Annotated in this window: 10 protein-coding genes and 1 pseudogene; all 11 read right to left on the bottom strand. The window is 50.3% G+C overall.

Annotated elements, in window-relative coordinates:
- Nucleotides 1-132 precede the first annotated feature (132 nt).
- The 11 genes and pseudogenes from RS889_RS00275 to RS889_RS00225 all read right to left on the bottom strand — a co-directional run bounded on the left by RS889_RS00275 (nucleotide 133) and on the right by RS889_RS00225 (nucleotide 16,407).
- Entirely contained in the window at nucleotides 133-1,614 is a 1,482-nt protein-coding gene (locus tag RS889_RS00275; RefSeq protein ID WP_021013635.1) for a M16 family metallopeptidase, read from the bottom strand.
- 273 nt (nucleotides 1,615-1,887) lie between these two features.
- On the bottom strand, nucleotides 1,888-3,174 hold the full coding sequence (locus RS889_RS00270) for a dicarboxylate/amino acid:cation symporter (protein WP_021013636.1): 1,287 nt from the start codon (nucleotides 3,172-3,174) through the stop codon (nucleotides 1,888-1,890).
- Nucleotides 3,155-3,475, bottom strand: coding sequence for a hypothetical protein (locus tag RS889_RS00265; protein ID WP_315708935.1), 321 nt, complete (start codon nucleotides 3,473-3,475; stop codon nucleotides 3,155-3,157). Before RS889_RS00265 ends, RS889_RS00270 begins: the two co-directional genes overlap by 20 nt.
- Before the next feature lie 226 nt (nucleotides 3,476-3,701).
- Nucleotides 3,702-4,700, bottom strand: coding sequence for a glycosyl hydrolase family 8 (locus RS889_RS00260; protein ID WP_315708934.1), 999 nt, complete (start codon nucleotides 4,698-4,700; stop codon nucleotides 3,702-3,704).
- Nucleotides 4,697-5,188 (bottom strand): cellulose biosynthesis protein BcsD, encoded by a 492-nt coding sequence (gene bcsD, locus RS889_RS00255; RefSeq protein WP_315708933.1) that lies wholly within the window; start codon nucleotides 5,186-5,188, stop codon nucleotides 4,697-4,699. Before bcsD ends, RS889_RS00260 begins: the two co-directional genes overlap by 4 nt.
- Before the next feature lie 2 nt (nucleotides 5,189-5,190).
- Nucleotides 5,191-8,949: a cellulose biosynthesis protein BcsC gene (locus RS889_RS00250; RefSeq protein WP_315708932.1), complete on the bottom strand. Its 3,759-nt coding sequence runs from the start codon at nucleotides 8,947-8,949 to the stop codon at nucleotides 5,191-5,193.
- A gap of 13 nt (nucleotides 8,950-8,962) precedes the next feature.
- The gene (gene bcsB, locus RS889_RS00245) at nucleotides 8,963-11,458 is read right to left on the bottom strand and encodes a cellulose biosynthesis cyclic di-GMP-binding regulatory protein BcsB (RefSeq protein ID WP_315708931.1); all 2,496 of its coding nucleotides are present in this window, start codon (nucleotides 11,456-11,458) and stop codon (nucleotides 8,963-8,965) included.
- Nucleotides 11,455-13,575, bottom strand: a complete 2,121-nt coding sequence (gene bcsA, locus RS889_RS00240) for a UDP-forming cellulose synthase catalytic subunit (protein WP_315708930.1) — start codon at nucleotides 13,573-13,575, stop codon at nucleotides 11,455-11,457. Before bcsA ends, bcsB begins: the two co-directional genes overlap by 4 nt.
- An 88-nt stretch (nucleotides 13,576-13,663) precedes the next feature.
- Nucleotides 13,664-14,461, bottom strand: coding sequence for a cellulose biosynthesis protein BcsQ (gene bcsQ, locus RS889_RS00235; RefSeq protein ID WP_315708929.1), 798 nt, complete (start codon nucleotides 14,459-14,461; stop codon nucleotides 13,664-13,666).
- Complete coding sequence (gene bcsO / locus RS889_RS00230; protein WP_315708928.1) at nucleotides 14,452-15,054, bottom strand: cellulose biosynthesis protein BcsO; 603 nt, start codon at nucleotides 15,052-15,054, stop codon at nucleotides 14,452-14,454. The genes bcsQ and bcsO overlap by 10 nt, the downstream gene beginning before the upstream one ends.
- Before the next feature lie 454 nt (nucleotides 15,055-15,508).
- A pseudogene (locus RS889_RS00225) lies at nucleotides 15,509-16,407 on the bottom strand (EamA family transporter).
- Between the last annotated feature and the right edge of the window lie 44 nt (nucleotides 16,408-16,451).

Below are 16,451 nucleotides of genomic sequence, written 5' to 3'. Positions count from 1 at the left end.
CGTTCTCCGTCACCCCAGGCGCCGGAGAACGCATGAAAGAAGCGCGCTCCAGAGGAGAGTATCCTCATGCGCTTTCTATATCACGTTACGCGCAAGTGATCAGCTTCAGGCCGATTACATCAGCGTCGTTCATTAGGTTGCCGGAGCCGCTTCTACGGGCGTTTCCACCACGGCAGGAGACGCGCCTTCAGCTGGTTTCATCAGGCGGTTATACGTTTCCATCAGCGCTTTTATGTTGACCTCCGGCTCCCCCTGCTTTTGTACCATCACTAGCGTAGCATCTTGAGAAAATTGCTGACGTAACTCCTGATTCAACATTTCCAGTGTGATTGAGGACAAATAGTCATGACGTAGTTTCTGATATTGCTCCGGGGCGATATCGACGACGCCATTTCTCTGCGAGCGCAATCGCTGTTCCATAAGAATATCGGTGCTGGTACGGGCATAGGTAGCAAATAATTTGCTGAGCTCATCGGTTTTACGGGACAGCAATGTATCAAACTCAGCCTGGGATAAACCTTTATCCCGTAAATAAACCAGTTCTTTTGCCAGAAACACGACGTCTTGTTCAACTGATTCACTGGTGACATTATCCAGATGAATGGCGCACTGTGCCCGGCCATACATCACATTACAATCAAAGCGTATGTTGGTGTCTTTCAGAGGGCTTTCTTTCAGTGCCTGTTGCATATGCCAGAACAGCGCTTCCCGCGCCAGATCGCTGTGCCAGTAACGGGCTAACGCCTGCGAGTCTCGAATCTTTTGCCAGGGCCTATCCCAGACCAGAGAAATCGTGTCCTGCTTCGCATTGCTGCTCATCAAGATGACGGGTTCCGGCGGAATTGGCGACAATGTTGGCATAGGCGAAGGTGATACGCGCTTGCCGTGTAATTTTGCGAAGACGTTATTAATCTGCTCGATGATACTGCGATTATCTACATTCCCTACCACATACAGTGTCATGGCATCCGGGGTGTACCAGGTTTTATAAAACTGGGACAACTGTTCAGTGGTAACCGGAATTTTCATCGGCTGATCAGGATCATGCGCCAGAAGTGTGGAGTCCTTCATCAGGCGATAATGCCAGCTGGGATCCCGTGGGTTGGCCGGTGCGGTTGTCACCGGGTCCATCGTTTTCAACGCTATGGCAATCCGATTATCCGTAATCTGTAGTTGACCCGCCGTATTTGCCAGCCAGTTCAGTGCATCCTTCAATAACTCGGGACGATTATTCGGCAAACTCAAATTGTAGGAGGTGAAATCATAGGATGTGGTGGCAGGTGGCAGTGGATGATCACTATCCGCTGACTGCCAAAGTGATGGTAATTGTCCCGCAGAGAAATGCTCACCGGGCGTCAGTGCCAGGCGAGGAATAAAATGGGAAAAGCCCGCTTGTTGTGCATTTTCTGACAGCGACCCGGTATTTATCACCAGACGTAATTCGATTCGGTCACTGGGGCGCTGGGGAGTGCTCAATAGTTGCCAGGTAAAACCATTATCCAGTTTTCCTTGTTGCCAGGCAGGATCCGGTTGTAGCGTTTCAGCCTGCACGTTACCGCCGACAACCGCCAGCAACATTCCACCAACTAAAAGACCTATTTTGGTGCCCTGCATGTGAACCCCTACTTTAATCACTATCCAATACGATATGTTTTTTGTGAATGTCAGTGACACTTATCCCATCACCTTATGTCTGTGCACCACACAAAAAGAGAGGCAAAGTGTACCATTCCGTTAGACCGCACGCTTTTGCCTATGTCACTCAGCAGGATAAAATAATAGTAAAAAAGTTGATATTGCTTAACGTTAACACGAATTGGATGAAATTTACCCACGGCACTGACAGGCGCCGTGGGTAAAAGGCAGGGTAAGTTCAGGCAGGCGAAATCAGGATACGCGGGACTCCAGACCCTGACTCGATTCACGACCGGAGAGGACATCATCCAGCTGTTTTTCATCCAGCTGGTTACACAGTTTAGCGACAACCACTGTCGCCACACCATTTCCCACCAAATTGGTTAATGCACGAGCTTCAGACATGAAACGGTCAATACCCAGAATCAGCGCCAGACCCGCCAACGGCAGATGGCCTACCGCAGAAATCGTGGCTGCCAAAACGATGAATCCACTGCCCGTTACACCCGCGGCACCTTTTGATGACAGCAGCAGCACCACCAGCAGAGTAATCTGATGCCAGATATCCATGTGCGCATTAGTTGCCTGAGCAATAAACACTGCCGCCATGGTCAGATAAATAGACGTACCGTCCAGATTGAAAGAGTAACCGGTTGGGATCACCAGACCCACTACCGACTTCTTACAACCTACTTTTTCCATTTTATCCAGCATGCGTGGCAGGGCGGATTCAGAGGAAGAAGTGCCGAGCACGATTAACAGTTCTTCTCTAATGTAACGGATAAATTTAAAGATACTGAAGCCGGTAATTCTGGCAATAGTGCCCAGTACAAGCACCACAAACAGCACACAGGTAATGTAGAAACAGATGATCAGTTGGCCAAGCTGTAACAGCGAACCCACACCATATTTACCGATGGTAAAGGCCATGGCTCCAAAAGCTCCGAGCGGTGCCAGACGCATGATCATATTAATGATACCGAAAATCACTTTGGAGAAGCTTTCGATGAAATTGAACACCAGATCGCCTTTCTCACCCAGATGATGCAGCGCAAAACCAAACATCACGGCAAACAGCAATACCTGCAGAATATTACCGCTGGCAAAGGCACCAATCACGCTGGACGGTATCACATCCATCAGGAATGGGATCACACCATGCTGCGAAGCCTGGCTGGCATAAGAGGAAACCGATGAAACATCCAGGGTAGCCGGGTCGATATTCATCCCCGCACCAGGCTGAAGGATGTTAACTACCAGCAAACCAATCATCAGTGCAAACGTACTGACGATTTCAAAATAGAGTAAGGCAATCGCACCGGTACGACCGACCGACTTCATACTTTCCATGCCGGCGATACCCGAGACAACGGTACAAAAAATGACTGGGGCAATAATCATTTTGATTAATTTAACAAATCCAGTACCCAGAGGTTTCATTTGCTCACCCATCTCGGGGTAAAAATGGCCTAACAAAACACCGAGTGTTATAGCTGTAAGCACCTGAAAATATAAACTTTTAAATATTGATTTTTTCATATTTATGCCCTTTGATAGGAAAACACCAGTAGGTAAAAAACGGATAAAACATGCCACCAGTGATTGCGCTGGAAAATAACATTGCCCTAACAAAGCGAACATCTTTTATAACTTTAGTTTGTGAGGCGTTGGTTAAAAACAAGAGCTGAATCGCTTCCGCATCAGCATAGAAATAAACATTAATGTAAATTACACGCAACATTTCGCACAAAAAGCCTGGGACGGCCGTAATACTTGTCAGCGTTAAGGCACCATGATCCCAGGGTACCCACGAAGTGGGGCATCGCTGCGGGGGCTGCATTTCCGGTTCTCTTCCGACAATCAACGCAAGTGAACAACATTACCGAAGCAGCAACTATTTTCGCCGCTGACACGAGCATCCGGCGGGACTAACGCCATGGGGAGAGGGGATGAAAGCACGCGTTCGTTCAGTTAACGATGGCTAAAATTCACTGCTTTATATGGGATTCAGGAGAGAATGGCGAAACCTGTTCTGGGGAAAACGCCCCCAGAACAGACACCGATGATTATTTGCCGCTGGCCAACCAGGCTAACAGGTGCAAGCTGGCTGAATAGTAATCTTCGGATGGGCCGAGACTATCCGTTACATCACTGATATCACCCATTGTCAGATCGCGCACTGCCAGCAATCCGCCTTGCATATTGTAAGGCGCAGTACTGTTATTCAGCACATCGATCCAGGCAGGTGTCCGCAAACGGGAATAATTCCGCCAATAAAGCTGGAAAGGCACCAACGCCAGCGTTTTGGCGTCATACCAGTAGAGGTACAAGGGAATGCGGATGGCATCGTAACTAAAACGTGCCGGCCAGGCAGTCGCTGGCGCCATACTTCCATCCGCATTGAGCGCCACCCAATCAACCGGTAACGCCACCTCGCCAAAACGCATGTTGCTCAGCAAGGCCATGCCATCGTCAATCAACTGACTCCATACCTGAAGGTGGCTGTGTCTGGCAAAATCACGCCAGGCTGGAAACAGAAAATAAGACGGGTTGAGAATCACATAACTATTTTTGTTAAAACCGACAGCGCCAGGCAACATCACCGTTCGTCCTGCAAATCGGATGATATCGTGGGCCACGATGGCTTTCTGAATAACGTCTGATGCTTGCAGATACTGTTTATCCCGCCATTTTTCTCCGGCTTTCAGTAGCGCCCATCCAATGAGCACATCACCATCCGAGGCATCATTCTTATCTGCCACCGGATTCGCGGCAGATGGAACATAACGCCAGTAAAACAGGTTATTACCCGGGTCTTGCAGATGAGTACGGGTCCAGTTCCACAGGCGATCAAACGCACGGCGATCATCATAATGTACCGCCAGCAACATGGCGAATCCCTGCCCTTCCGTGTGACTGATATCTTTATTACCCGTATCCTGAATACGCCCATCAGTCATCATAAAACGGCTTTTATAACTTTCCCAGCCACTGGCTGCCGTTGCCGATGTACTGAAGAAAACCATCAGTAACATTACCCACCCGCAACGCCATGCCGGTTTCATCGTGCTGTGCCTCTTGCCGCGTTCTGATAACGAAATAACAAAACGACATCACTGTCTGTTTTCTCACAAGACAGCAATATATGATCATTTCCATTCTGGGCGGATAACCAGCGGGAATAGAGTCCTTGCAGAACAGCACCCATCGCCATTCGCCATTGTTCACCCTTTAACAGCCCATTATCACTATCGGGCAGCTCCAGATGAAAAATCTCCAGAGACTGCTCACCCGGCTGAATATCCACACATCCCCAGTGAAACATTGCCAGGATACGGTTAATTTCACACTCCAGCCCCTTCACAGTAACCGCTTCCTTCAGAGGATAGTGTTCAGCCAGTTGCTCACCAGTCTGGCGTAGAAAAGCGGTGGCATCCTGTTCGCCAGCATTATCTATCATCCCTCCGACCACCACATTGAGAAGGCTTATCCAGCCGGGTTGAAACTGCTGCTGACGATAATAGTTCAGTGTTTGTTGCTGACGTTCACTCATGGTTATTTATCTCCAAGCCCATAACGGAAGTAGAGTTGGGCTGTTGTTTCGTTATAGCTGCCGTAGGTGTCATATCCCATCAGTCCACCAATGGTCATCTCTTTGTTGATCCGATAATCCGCCCCGAGATGGACGTTATAGCCAATACCGCTTTTGCTGTCTCCAGAATAGTAAGATTCTGTGGCATCAGTGGTCTCCAGCGCACTCTGCAAGTCCGGATTATTAGGATAATAGGCACTGCGATCCTGAGAGTAGGATTGATAGCCGATAGAAACGCCCGCCTTAAGGCTTAAGTCATCATATCGCTGACTCCATTCCACCGGAAACGACAGTGATACATAGTCCTGCGGGCTGAAATAGCCGCCCTGCCCATAACTGTAATAACTGAGGTTATTGGCAAAATTCATCCAGCTAATGTTGATACCGGTTTTCAGCTCATGATTGCTGTCATGATACGGGCGGACATAGGCGCCGGCATTGGCCATCACACCGGTATTACTTTTTACGTTCTCGCCCATGTAGTCGTAAGCACCGGCTCCGCCGTAAAAGCCTACGTCCCCATTATCGTAACTAAGCAGTACACTGCCGCCGTTCTTGGTAACCTGCCCCCAATGCTTACCGTTGAGTGAATCACGAGCCCCAACATAAGACAGCAGGCTGTCGGTCACCGCACGCCGCTCCCCGGTCAACACCAGTGTGAGGTAGTCCGTCAGCTTCGGTGACCACTGTACGCCGCCCAATACGGTACTCAGATCTTGCCCCAATGGGGTACTGCCCAGATCCAACTTGTATTTTTTGCCGGTCATGGACAGATTCAACTCTGTACCGGAGGCATGCTGGCTACTAGGCGATACCTGCGACGTTGCCCCGGAACCAAAACGCCAACTGTTGGTGGCATCCACCGTTCCGGCACTGAGTGTCACCGGCGTCGCGGTAAAATTAATGCGCGTATCGCCAAACGATCCGCTGGACCAGGTCAATGGGGCTTTGAACTCTGTCAGCTTGCCCAGGCCAGACTCACCATCCCGACTCCGCATCTGCACCCCGGCTTGCAACCAACTGCCGGTGTCATGCTCCAGATCGTCCATCATGCGGTTAATCTGATTAAACGTTTCGACCTGCTGCGAGGTCACTTGCTTATTATCAGCAGTGGTAATCAGCGCATTGGGATCACTCCCGGCGATCTGCTGCCATGGCATCACGTTACGGTAAGCGGTCTGAGCGGTGGTACGGTTAGAAACCAGCTCGGTACGATTGATAAATGGATTATCCGTCACACTCAGTCCGCCGATCGCCGGTGCCTTGCCGGGGGCAGCGCCTTCCAGTCCCACCGCTTTCGCATGGGCGGCGCGCAGATAAGCGAGAGCCTGTTCTTTATTGCCCTCGGCATCCGACACTCGGGCCATCAGCAACAGACGAGCTGGCGTCTGTTCACCTTGCAGACCATTAGCCAGCGATCGTGCCTTCGCCACATTATTCTGCGCCAGCGCGATGTTGATGGCTCCGGTTCGCGCATCCTGCTGCGGGGTGTCATGGGCCATCAGGAAGGCATAGACTTCCGCCGCCTCTTTGTTCATCTTGCCAGCCTGGTAGAGCCGCGCCATGGCAAACATCAAGTCGGTATTCTTTGGCTGCTGTTGCAGAGCACGGGCCAGTTTGTCATAGGCCGCAGCATACTGCTTATTCTCCCGCAGGCGGTCCGCATCCTGAATCACAAAGCCAGTATTCAACGCATCCAGTTGCGACTCGGTACTACGTGCCACCAGTTCTGGTCGGCTAAGCCAGGCCCGCGCTTCATCAGATAATCCCGCCTGATTCAACACGCTGATCTGAGCGGCATAATCCCCGGCATTCCCCTGAACGCCTCGCTGCATATTATTACGCACCACCGTGACTGCGGTACCGATATCGCCCGCAGCGGCCAGCGACCGTGCCAGATTACCGGCATCGACCGGATTCTCTGGTGGCGTCATCGTCAGCGCCCGCAACGTATTGGCAGCGGCGGCGTTTTCACCATGCGACAAATAAACCTGTGCGGTCGCCATCTGCAAATTAAAGTTGGCCCGCTGCGCCAGCTCGCGAGTGGCGGCATTCTGACGACGAGCCGGGATCCGCGACAATAGGAGGCGCACCTGTTGCCAGGCATGATTATCACTGGCAAACAGTGCGGCGGCATACAGCTCATCAGCACTGGCATCGGACCGAAATAGCGGCTGCATCAGGGCTGTGGCTGCATTCATATCGCCTTGCTGATGGTAAAGGCGTGCCAGGTCGAGCCGTAACCAACCATTGTGCGGAAAACGCTGGATGCCCTGTTGCAATAACTGTATCGCCTTCGAGGTATTGCCCGCCGCCAGCGCTTGTTTCGCCTCATTGCGCACCGGATCGCCATTGTCCACCGGGTGAGGCTCGATACTTTTACGCACGCTCGCCGGCAGGGACGCAACCAGAGCATTCGCTTCCGCTATGCGATTTTGCTCCCGTAACACATAATAAAGTCCTTCTTTGGCGTTACGGTTATCCGCATTCGTTTGCAGCACGCTGCGGTAGAGCTGTTCTGCCTGAGACATCTTATTGGTGCGACGCAACACATCGGCGCGGAACAGTTTCGCCGACACGCCTTTGTCGCCGCTCACCTGAACCAGCGGCTCACTGAGTGCCAGCGCCTGCGCTGTGTCACCGGTCTTCATCGCCTGCTGGGCTTTAGCCAACTGGGCATAAAACCGGGCATCTTCTGCCTGTTGATGGCGTTGAGCGCTGTCATTGCCCCCCAACGTGGATGCACGCTCCAGATAAGACGCCGCCGTAACAAAATCACCGCGTCGCTGGGCGGCATAACCCATCCCTGCCAACGCATCCGAATCCTGCGGGTTGGCTTTCAGTACAGTCTCAAACGCCTTCTGCGCATCAATAAAATCACCGCGGTTCAGCGCCTGAAAACCTTTTTCTTTCTCATCACCGCCCACATTCTTACGGTAATAATCCATCACTGCACTATCCTGGGGATGCCGTTGTTGATAGGCCTGATAGAGCGGCACATCATCCGCCTTCGGCGACAACCACAACAGCGCCTGACGCATCGCTTGATCAGCTTCTTTGCTACCGGAGGCCAGTTCACGAAGGTGTGTCAATCCCTCGCGGCGGGTCGAATCCTGATAGGTCAGCGCCTTGGCCAACGCCACTTCCGCCTTGCTATCCTGCGGATGAGTAGCCACGAATCCTCTCAATAAATCAATGGCTTGTGGACGAAGCGTTGGGTCGCCCGCCATGGTCAGATAATACTCTGCCGCCACACTTGCTGGCGGCTGGTTTCCGACAAACAGATTGCGCCAGGTTTGCAATGATGCGGTGATATTGCCGCTACGTGCCTGTTGTCGCGCCAACGCCAACTGCGCTGGCGGAATAGCCGCCGACTGCCGGGCATTATCCAGCACCTGCAGGAGCGGGTCATTAGGTGACACCTTACTCAGCCGTGCACGCCATTTTGCCGCTTCCGCGTTGTCGCCGCTACTCTGGGCGTATAACGCCATCAGGTAGAGCGCCTGTGAATTATTAGCATCAACCAACAGGATTTTTTGCAGCGCATCACGGGCGAGATCATCATGGGAACGCTGATGCCAATAGTCCGCCTGTTCAAACAGCGCTTTCAGTGCCGGGTTGGCCTCTGCCGCCAGCGCAGGCAAAGAAAATACGCTGGTGATAATGACACTGGTCAGGCATAACGCCTGACGAATTCTGGCTGTTAACACAGTCATCTTCATTATGGTGGCTCACTTATTCTTGTTTTGTGCCCGAATCACGTCGGGAGAACAACCTTTTTTCCGCCTGTCGCTTCAATACACCGGTCAATCCTATTCCCAGTATTGTGGCCAGTAACAGCCCCAGCACGGCTAACAAGGCAGAATGCTGGCTGGCGTACCAGACAAGCATCAGATACCAAGGCATCTCACCACGAGGAAACTGTGGACCGACCCGGAAACTGCGCGCACCATTTTCATCCGTGATGATGGTGGTATCACCGCGAACCGCCGCATTAATATGGGGAGAATTCAGATCGCTATAGAGCTTCAGCAATTGTTCGTCACTGCTGCCGGTAGCCATCACCACCACACGTTGAGGGCTCCACGGTGAGCGATAACTGATAAAACCACGCCAGTCGCCGTTAGACGAAAAATAGCGATCCGCTTCCATTGATGAACGTCCCCAATCACCGCTCAACAAGTTACGCAGATGTTCCCAGACATTCGGCGTACTGACGCCAAGCATATGGTTGTTGACGTTGTAGGGGGAGTAGGCCAGCATCTGCTGATTAAACCCGGTCTGCTGAAGTGAACTCACAGCCAACACATCGCTGTTGTCGAGCTTTTGGCGTTCAGCCGCAGAAGATGGCATACCAAACATCACATGGTTATGGTTAAGGCTGACACCGGTGGTATCACCAGCACGGCCAGCCAGATCCAGCAACAAGCTAATTTCCACATTGGAAGGCGTTTTCGGTAACATCATCACCGTCTGGGCGTAGTCGGCCAGGCGGGAGAACGGATAAGCGGCACCGATGAAATAAGACAGATTCGGCAACATCGTGAAATGACGAGTCTTGGTCAGATCGATGAAAGAACTGCCCAGAATCTGACTTTTGATATTGTTGCTCAACAACGCATTACAGGGTGCATCTGCCTTGGCATGAATATTGAAATAAAGCTGAAACTGGTTGTAACCGTAAATCAAGTAAGGATCGACCTTCAGCGTATAACTCTCCTGACGGATATCCCCACCGAGTTTCCGCCAAAGATGCTGCAATATACCGGCTTTATCCACCGTCAGATTGTGGAGGAACGTGCCATTGAGCATCACATTCAGGAACGAATGATCTTCATCAATCCAGCTTTCCGCAGGAAAACGGTAATCCAGTTGCACCGGGATAGTTTGACCGTCCCACAAGAACAGATCGGGTGCCGCGCGGAAATTAATGTGCAGCGCGTCATGCCATATACCGCTGACAGTCATACTCTGATCTTTACGCAACAGATCACTCAATCGCACTGGGTGATCGGTAGTGATCCAACGTGGCGCGTCATACGCTTTGCGTAACGGGATCATTTGTGGCGTCACCGTCAACGATGATCCGTCACCGGTCAGCGGTTGACTTACCAGACGATAAGCCGCTTGCCGCAGTTGGCCTTCGTCATTACCGATCACCAGCATTAACTTGTAAACCGGGTTAATCGGGTTATTGACCAACTGTAGTGTCGGGCTGGTGACCTGCGGCAGGGTCAACGTCCCTATGCGTTCACCTGGCAGACCAAAGACAATACCGTTTTTTTGTGGCAGTGAGTCCAGCAGCACCGGAAATGTCACACCACGACCATCCATCTTCATACCCAGCCAGGATGCCACCAATGCCGCCGCACTCACCTGTGCTGGCGTCACTGCTGCCGGAAATACCATCGATACAGCAGCTGGTGTCATTCGTAACGGATCAATAAAAGGTCGTGGGAAATGTGATATACGCGTACCAAGATCCAGTTGCTGGCCTTCCAGCTGTAACCGGGTCGACGGTAGAATAGTCAGGTTGTAATGTGTCGCGCTGTCACGTTCACATTGCAGGCGATCTGCACTGTCAATTCGAAAACTGAGGTTATTGTTGGAGACTATCATCGCTGGTGGAATATCCAGTTGATAGTTGGCCGTTTCACCCGCGGCAGCATTCAGTGGTACAGATCCTAATGGCTGACCATTAAGCATCAATTGTAAGGACGTATTCAGCTCAGCCAACTCTGGCGACACTCGCAGGGCGAGATCGAGATGTGCGTTGGTCACGACGAGATCTTCCGGCAATGTGAAGATAATCCCGGTCTGTGCCTGACCGCCCGCCAGGGTAATTCCCTGGGGTTGTCCCATTTGCGCCATAGAGATACTGCTAGACAACGGCAGATAACCTGGACTGACCACATCAGTCGCACGACTTACTGCATTAGCGGCGGAAGGCAACCAAGGTACCGCCACCTTGGATGAACGTTCTGACGATGTGCCAGACGTTGACTGTTGTGATAACAGTTGCTCTGGCACGACGATAGGCGCAGCAGATATAGCGGACTTGGCAGACGATGTGCTCGACACGCCTGAATGCGAACTGTCACCTCCGGGGCTGAGTGTCGCCGGTACAGTATCATCCCGGGTGTCCCCGGCCGCCAACGCGACATTACCCGCCAGTGCCAGAGTGCTGCCCATGCAAATCAGGAGAATAACGCTAAGGAAACGTGATGTCATACCGACATGTCCTCCCCTTTGCCCAGCGATTTATTCGGTGATGAGCCTGATCGGGCAGTTTTGCGACCCGGGCTTTTTAGGGTCAGCCAGAAAAAACTAAATACGGTGCTCACTACCATCCACAGGGAATGCAGTGGCCGGTCTTGCGGCCAGGGTGGATCAATCCACGCATCAGCTCGTGTCAGTACCACTCGCACCAGCGCTCGGCGCTGGGCCAGTGGGATATCATTAAAACACAGACGAATGGTGTCATCGTCAACCGTGATAACTTGCACGGCCAGACAGATCTCATTAGATTGCGACAACAGTCCAATGGCTTCTATTTCGTCATGTTCATGGCGCTGATCCGGTACCTTGATCTGGGCGCCCCCCATTGAGAGGTTGATGGTGCTACTACGAGAAACCGAACCGCTGGCGTAGTAAATCATAACCGGCATATCGACATCGATACGGATGGTTTTACGTACCTGCCTTGTTTCACGAGCCACAGCAATAGCGGCCAGCAATGTCAACAGGCTGAACATCCCCCACACGACATTAAACAGCGTTACATAGGGGTCGACATTGAAGTAATTATGAGCAAACATACGCACCAGATTTATGCTCACGCCGATAGCCAGCAAGATCGTGGCAACAATATGTGGACGTACGATGCGAAAATCAAAAAAGCCTTCATCCAACAGTCCACCCTTGTCCGTAACATGAAATTTGCCGCGCTTTGGTGCGAACAGGGTGACAATCGTAGGGATCACCAAATGAAATGCCATCACCGTTTCATAGATTTCGCCCCAGAAGCTATAGCGGAAACGCCCATTCATCCGTGAATTCATATACAGGGACATCACCAGATGCGGCAAAACATAGGCGAAGATCATCGACGCCGAAGAGTGAATAATATTGAGATTAAACAATAAATAAGCCAGTGGTGCGGTCAGAAACACTACCCGTGGCAGGCCAAACTGGAAATGCAACATGGCATTGAGATAGCACAATCGTTGCTGCCAAGTCAGTCCACGTCCCAACAACGGGTTATCAAGGCGAAAAATCTGTGTCATGCCACGTGCCCAGCGAGTACGCTGAATCACATGTAACACCAGCCGCTCAGTAGCCAGCCCGGCTGCCAGTGGAATGTTCAGATAAGCAGACTTCCATCCGCGACGCTGCAATTTCATGGCGGTATGCGCGTCTTCCGTCACGGTTTCCACCGCAAACCCACCGACTTCCTCTAGCGCCGAGCGGCGCATGACTGCACAGGAACCGCAGAAAAAAGTCGCATTCCATGTGTCATTCCCTTGCTGTACCGGACCATAGAACAACTCACCTTCACTCGGTATCCGCTGAGCCGCCTTCAGGTTGCGTTCAAATGGATCCGGTGAATAAAAGTAGTGCGGCGTTTGCAGCAACGCCAATTTTGGATCGGACAGGAACGGCCCAACGGTTGCCTGTAAAAAAATACGCTTGGCAACATGATCACAGTCAAACACGCAGATCAGCTCCCCTTGGGTAAGCGTCATCGCATTGTTAAGGTTCCCGGCCTTGGCATGAATATTGTTGTCACGGGTGATATAGCCGACACCCGCATGTGCCGCAAATACGGCAAACTCACTGCGTTTGCCATCATCCAGCAGATAAATATTCATTTTATCGTGCGGATAATCAATACACTGTGCCGCCAACACCGTATCCCGCACTACATCCAGACTTTCGTTATAGGTAGGAATATAAATATCCACCGTAGGCCACAGACACATATCATCAGGCAATGGCTCAATGGTGCGCTCCAACGGCCATAGGGTCTGCAAAAAACCCAGCAACAAAACAGCCAGGACATAGAGTTCCGAAGCAAATAATCCTATACCCAGAATGGCTTCAATATCAGAATTAAAATGCAGTGTTTCCGTGGCGCGCCAATATATGTACCGAGTTGACATTAACACCGACAAAATAACTAATATGACCGTAATATGACGTTGTTTATTACACCCCAGCAAAAACATCATTGCGATGCTTATCAAGCCAAATATATATTGTTTTTGGCTGTCCATCGGGGTAATAATAATTACCACCGCAACTGGTATAAAAATCAGTAGCAACAGATAAAGCAGGAGCTTTTTCATTGATTATCCTGATGCTGTGTGATGAAAAAAGTTCATAAAAACCCGTCCTTACTATAAGTGACAGGAGTAATATTAATTTCTTATTTGATTAACGTATTTGTATATTGGTATGGACTTCGCCATTACCAATTCTTATATTCAGCAGGCCAGCCACACGTTTTTCAATTAATTCAATATCAAAAGCCGCGGCTGAAACAGAGCTGACATCAAAAATAGAACGCTGGGATGCATTCGCTTCAACCACATTTTCATCACGATGTACGCTACCAAGCAATTTATCAGCCATACGCTGTTCCACAACAGCGCTCACCTGATTACTGATTGTACGGCGATTGTCCACCTGATTGAGCAACAGATAATGACCTTTCTTTTGATTCAAGGCCTGGCCAATCATTCTATTATCGTCAATATGTGGCATCAGCGAAAGCGATGCGGTATCCGCCATCATCACGACCAAATGCAGGTCTGCCAAGTCGGTCATAGCCTTCAATGCAGCACTGGGACCGGACGGAAAATCAGCAATAATAACCATGCCTGGATAATTCAATAATGTGCTCAGACCGCGCCGTAAAAATTGAGGGTCCGCCTCCAGATTATGCTCAAAGACCTGACGTTGCGCTTCTGTGACACTACCGTATGGCAGCACAAAGATATTATCCTTGGTGTTCAGTATCGACTGTCCCCAGTCGGCTACTTCACCAGACTTCGCCACATAACCGCGCTCATCAGAAACAGGCACACCAAAGTGCAGACGTAATGCATTCTGTACGTCAAAATCAATCGCCAGAACTTTACTTCCACCTCGAGCCAGCGAGTATGCCAGATTGGCGGCTATAGTCGTTTTACCCACACCCCCCTTGGGTGAACAAACACAAACTAACGGCATGATGCAATCCTATCCAGCAAGGATTTAAGCAACACAGCCTTTGGAGAAGCGTCAGATTGATGGTCATTCTGGGCACGAACAGTGAACAAGTGCCGGAAGCGATTAGCGTCAGGCGTTGCCGGAACGGGAGCCACAACAGGAACATCCACACTGTCAGATGCGGTTTTCACAGCCGTACTGGCAGGCGCAGCTTTCATAGCCGCACTGGCAAGGGCAGTTTTCACAACAGTCGTGTTTACTACGTCGACAGCCGATTGTACCAGCGGTGATGGATTGACCTGCGGTAACATTGTTTCAATGGAGTGGGCAAGGGTACTAGACTTATCGGATACCGATGGTTTTGCGCCTTTGTCTGGACTGGAAGCATTCATCAATCCGGGAAGTACACCCTCCCCGGTAAGCGTGAGTTGAGTGATATTTATCAGCTGATCGGGTAATGGCGCATGCTCATTTTCCTGATTGCCTGATAGGTGTTTAATAATAGGCCAACCTGGAGTTTCAGACTGAAATAATGGCCCGGTAATTTCCTTGAAGTTAATATCTTTTATCTGGGCTTTGTCCTTAAAGCGCTGCATATCATCATAGCTTTTCATCTGATCTATATTTCCCTGGGAGGGTAATTGATTGATTAGCACGTTACAAAGCAAAATAGCTGTCTAAGAACATTCTTATACCGACATTTATGATAAAGGTAAATTCCTTGACTAAAATAATTTCATGCCCTGTTGGTAACAGAGTATTTCTTAGTGTAAAAAAAGAGACAAATAAAGAGAAATATCAGACGTAAAAATTACAATATGACAATAAAAATAATATTTAGACAATCTAATAAATAAAGGCCGAAGGCCAGAAATATTATGAAATACCTATCATAAATTTTCGGAAACCTAACAGTATATTGGAGTATTGAGATATAGAGTTTAGTTTAATCTAGCTAATGAATAAATTTAATCTATTAAAATAACACACCGGTATTCGTCAGTAGCAAATAGGTTATTCCAGAATGCTTTGCCGGGGATGCGCCTCCCCGGCTGATGATACCAAGACCTACCGAGCCAACGTTAATGATAGCAAACGGGCGCCGAATACATTCACCAACAATCCCAGCATAATCAGTAATGTTCCCATTATCTGTAACAAAGATAATGTCTCGCCGAGCAGCACCCCCGCACTCAGCAACCCGACGACGGGGACCAGAAGCGACAATGGTGCCACTCGCCAGGTTTCATAACGCGCCAGCAGATTCCCCCAAATGCTATAACCAATAATGGTGGCAATAAACGCCAGATATATTAGGGCCAGTACAGTCGACAGTTGGATATTTACCAGGCTGGAAACGATCACTTCCCGACCTTCAAACAGCCACGAGCAAAGCAAGAACGGCCCAACTGAAATCAACGCCCCCCACACCACCAGAGACATAATCTGAATACGGTACCGGCTCATGATCAATTTATTACAGATATTACCGCACGCCCAACACAGCGCCGCTCCCAGCGAAAGCAGCAGGGTACTCTCACACCTACAGTGGCAGAGCTAGCCGTTCCACTTTCGGCCAGCAGAACAATACCCGCTGCCGCGACCAGAATACCGGCTACCTGATTCCACTTCAGCCGTTCTCCCAACAGTAATGCACCAATCAGCAGCGTGAAAAACGCCTGAGCCTGTAACACCAGCGACGCGATACCCGCCGGCATTCCCAGCTTGATGGCGCAGAATAAAAAAGCGAACTGACCAAAACTAATCGTTATGCCGTAGGCTGCCAACCAGCGAAAAGGCAAACGGGGAACCGGTACAAAAAAAATGGCTGGCAGCGCCACCAATAAAAAACGCAGCCCAGCCAGTAAAAACGGAGGTATATCGTGCAGACCAATTTTTATCACTACAAAATTGAGACCCCATATCACCACGACACAAAGCGCTAACAGCATATCTTTTATCGACATCAAAGGTTCCTTTCTATGAATCAGGCCGGCACTTTACCTGAGCA

Origin of the sequence: Brenneria uluponensis, from assembly GCF_032395385.1 — a bacterium.
GTDB lineage: Bacteria > Pseudomonadota > Gammaproteobacteria > Enterobacterales > Enterobacteriaceae > Prodigiosinella > Prodigiosinella aquatilis.
Note: the sequence above shows the minus strand (reverse complement) of the source record. Positions and strands in the feature narration are given on the sequence as shown.

Bases quoted from the DNA above. Each gene is read 5' to 3' on its own strand.
- bcsD (WP_315708933.1), bottom strand. From the start codon at position 5,188: ATGAGTGAACGTCAGCAACAAACACTGAACTATTATCGTCAGCAGCAG.
- RS889_RS00265 (WP_315708935.1), bottom strand. From the start codon at position 3,475: ATGCAGCCCCCGCAGCGATGCCCCACTTCGTGGGTACCCTGGGATCAT.
- RS889_RS00250 (WP_315708932.1), bottom strand. From the start codon at position 8,949: ATGAAGATGACTGTGTTAACAGCCAGAATTCGTCAGGCGTTATGCCTG.
- RS889_RS00275 (WP_021013635.1), bottom strand. From the start codon at position 1,614: ATGCAGGGCACCAAAATAGGTCTTTTAGTTGGTGGAATGTTGCTGGCG.
- RS889_RS00260 (WP_315708934.1), bottom strand. From the start codon at position 4,700: ATGAAACCGGCATGGCGTTGCGGGTGGGTAATGTTACTGATGGTTTTC.
- bcsB (WP_315708931.1), bottom strand. From the start codon at position 11,458: ATGACATCACGTTTCCTTAGCGTTATTCTCCTGATTTGCATGGGCAGC.
- bcsA (WP_315708930.1), bottom strand. From the start codon at position 13,575: ATGAAAAAGCTCCTGCTTTATCTGTTGCTACTGATTTTTATACCAGTT.
- bcsQ (WP_315708929.1), bottom strand. From the start codon at position 14,461: ATGCCGTTAGTTTGTGTTTGTTCACCCAAGGGGGGTGTGGGTAAAACG.
- RS889_RS00270 (WP_021013636.1), bottom strand. From the start codon at position 3,174: ATGAAAAAATCAATATTTAAAAGTTTATATTTTCAGGTGCTTACAGCT.
- bcsO (WP_315708928.1), bottom strand. From the start codon at position 15,054: ATGAAAAGCTATGATGATATGCAGCGCTTTAAGGACAAAGCCCAGATA.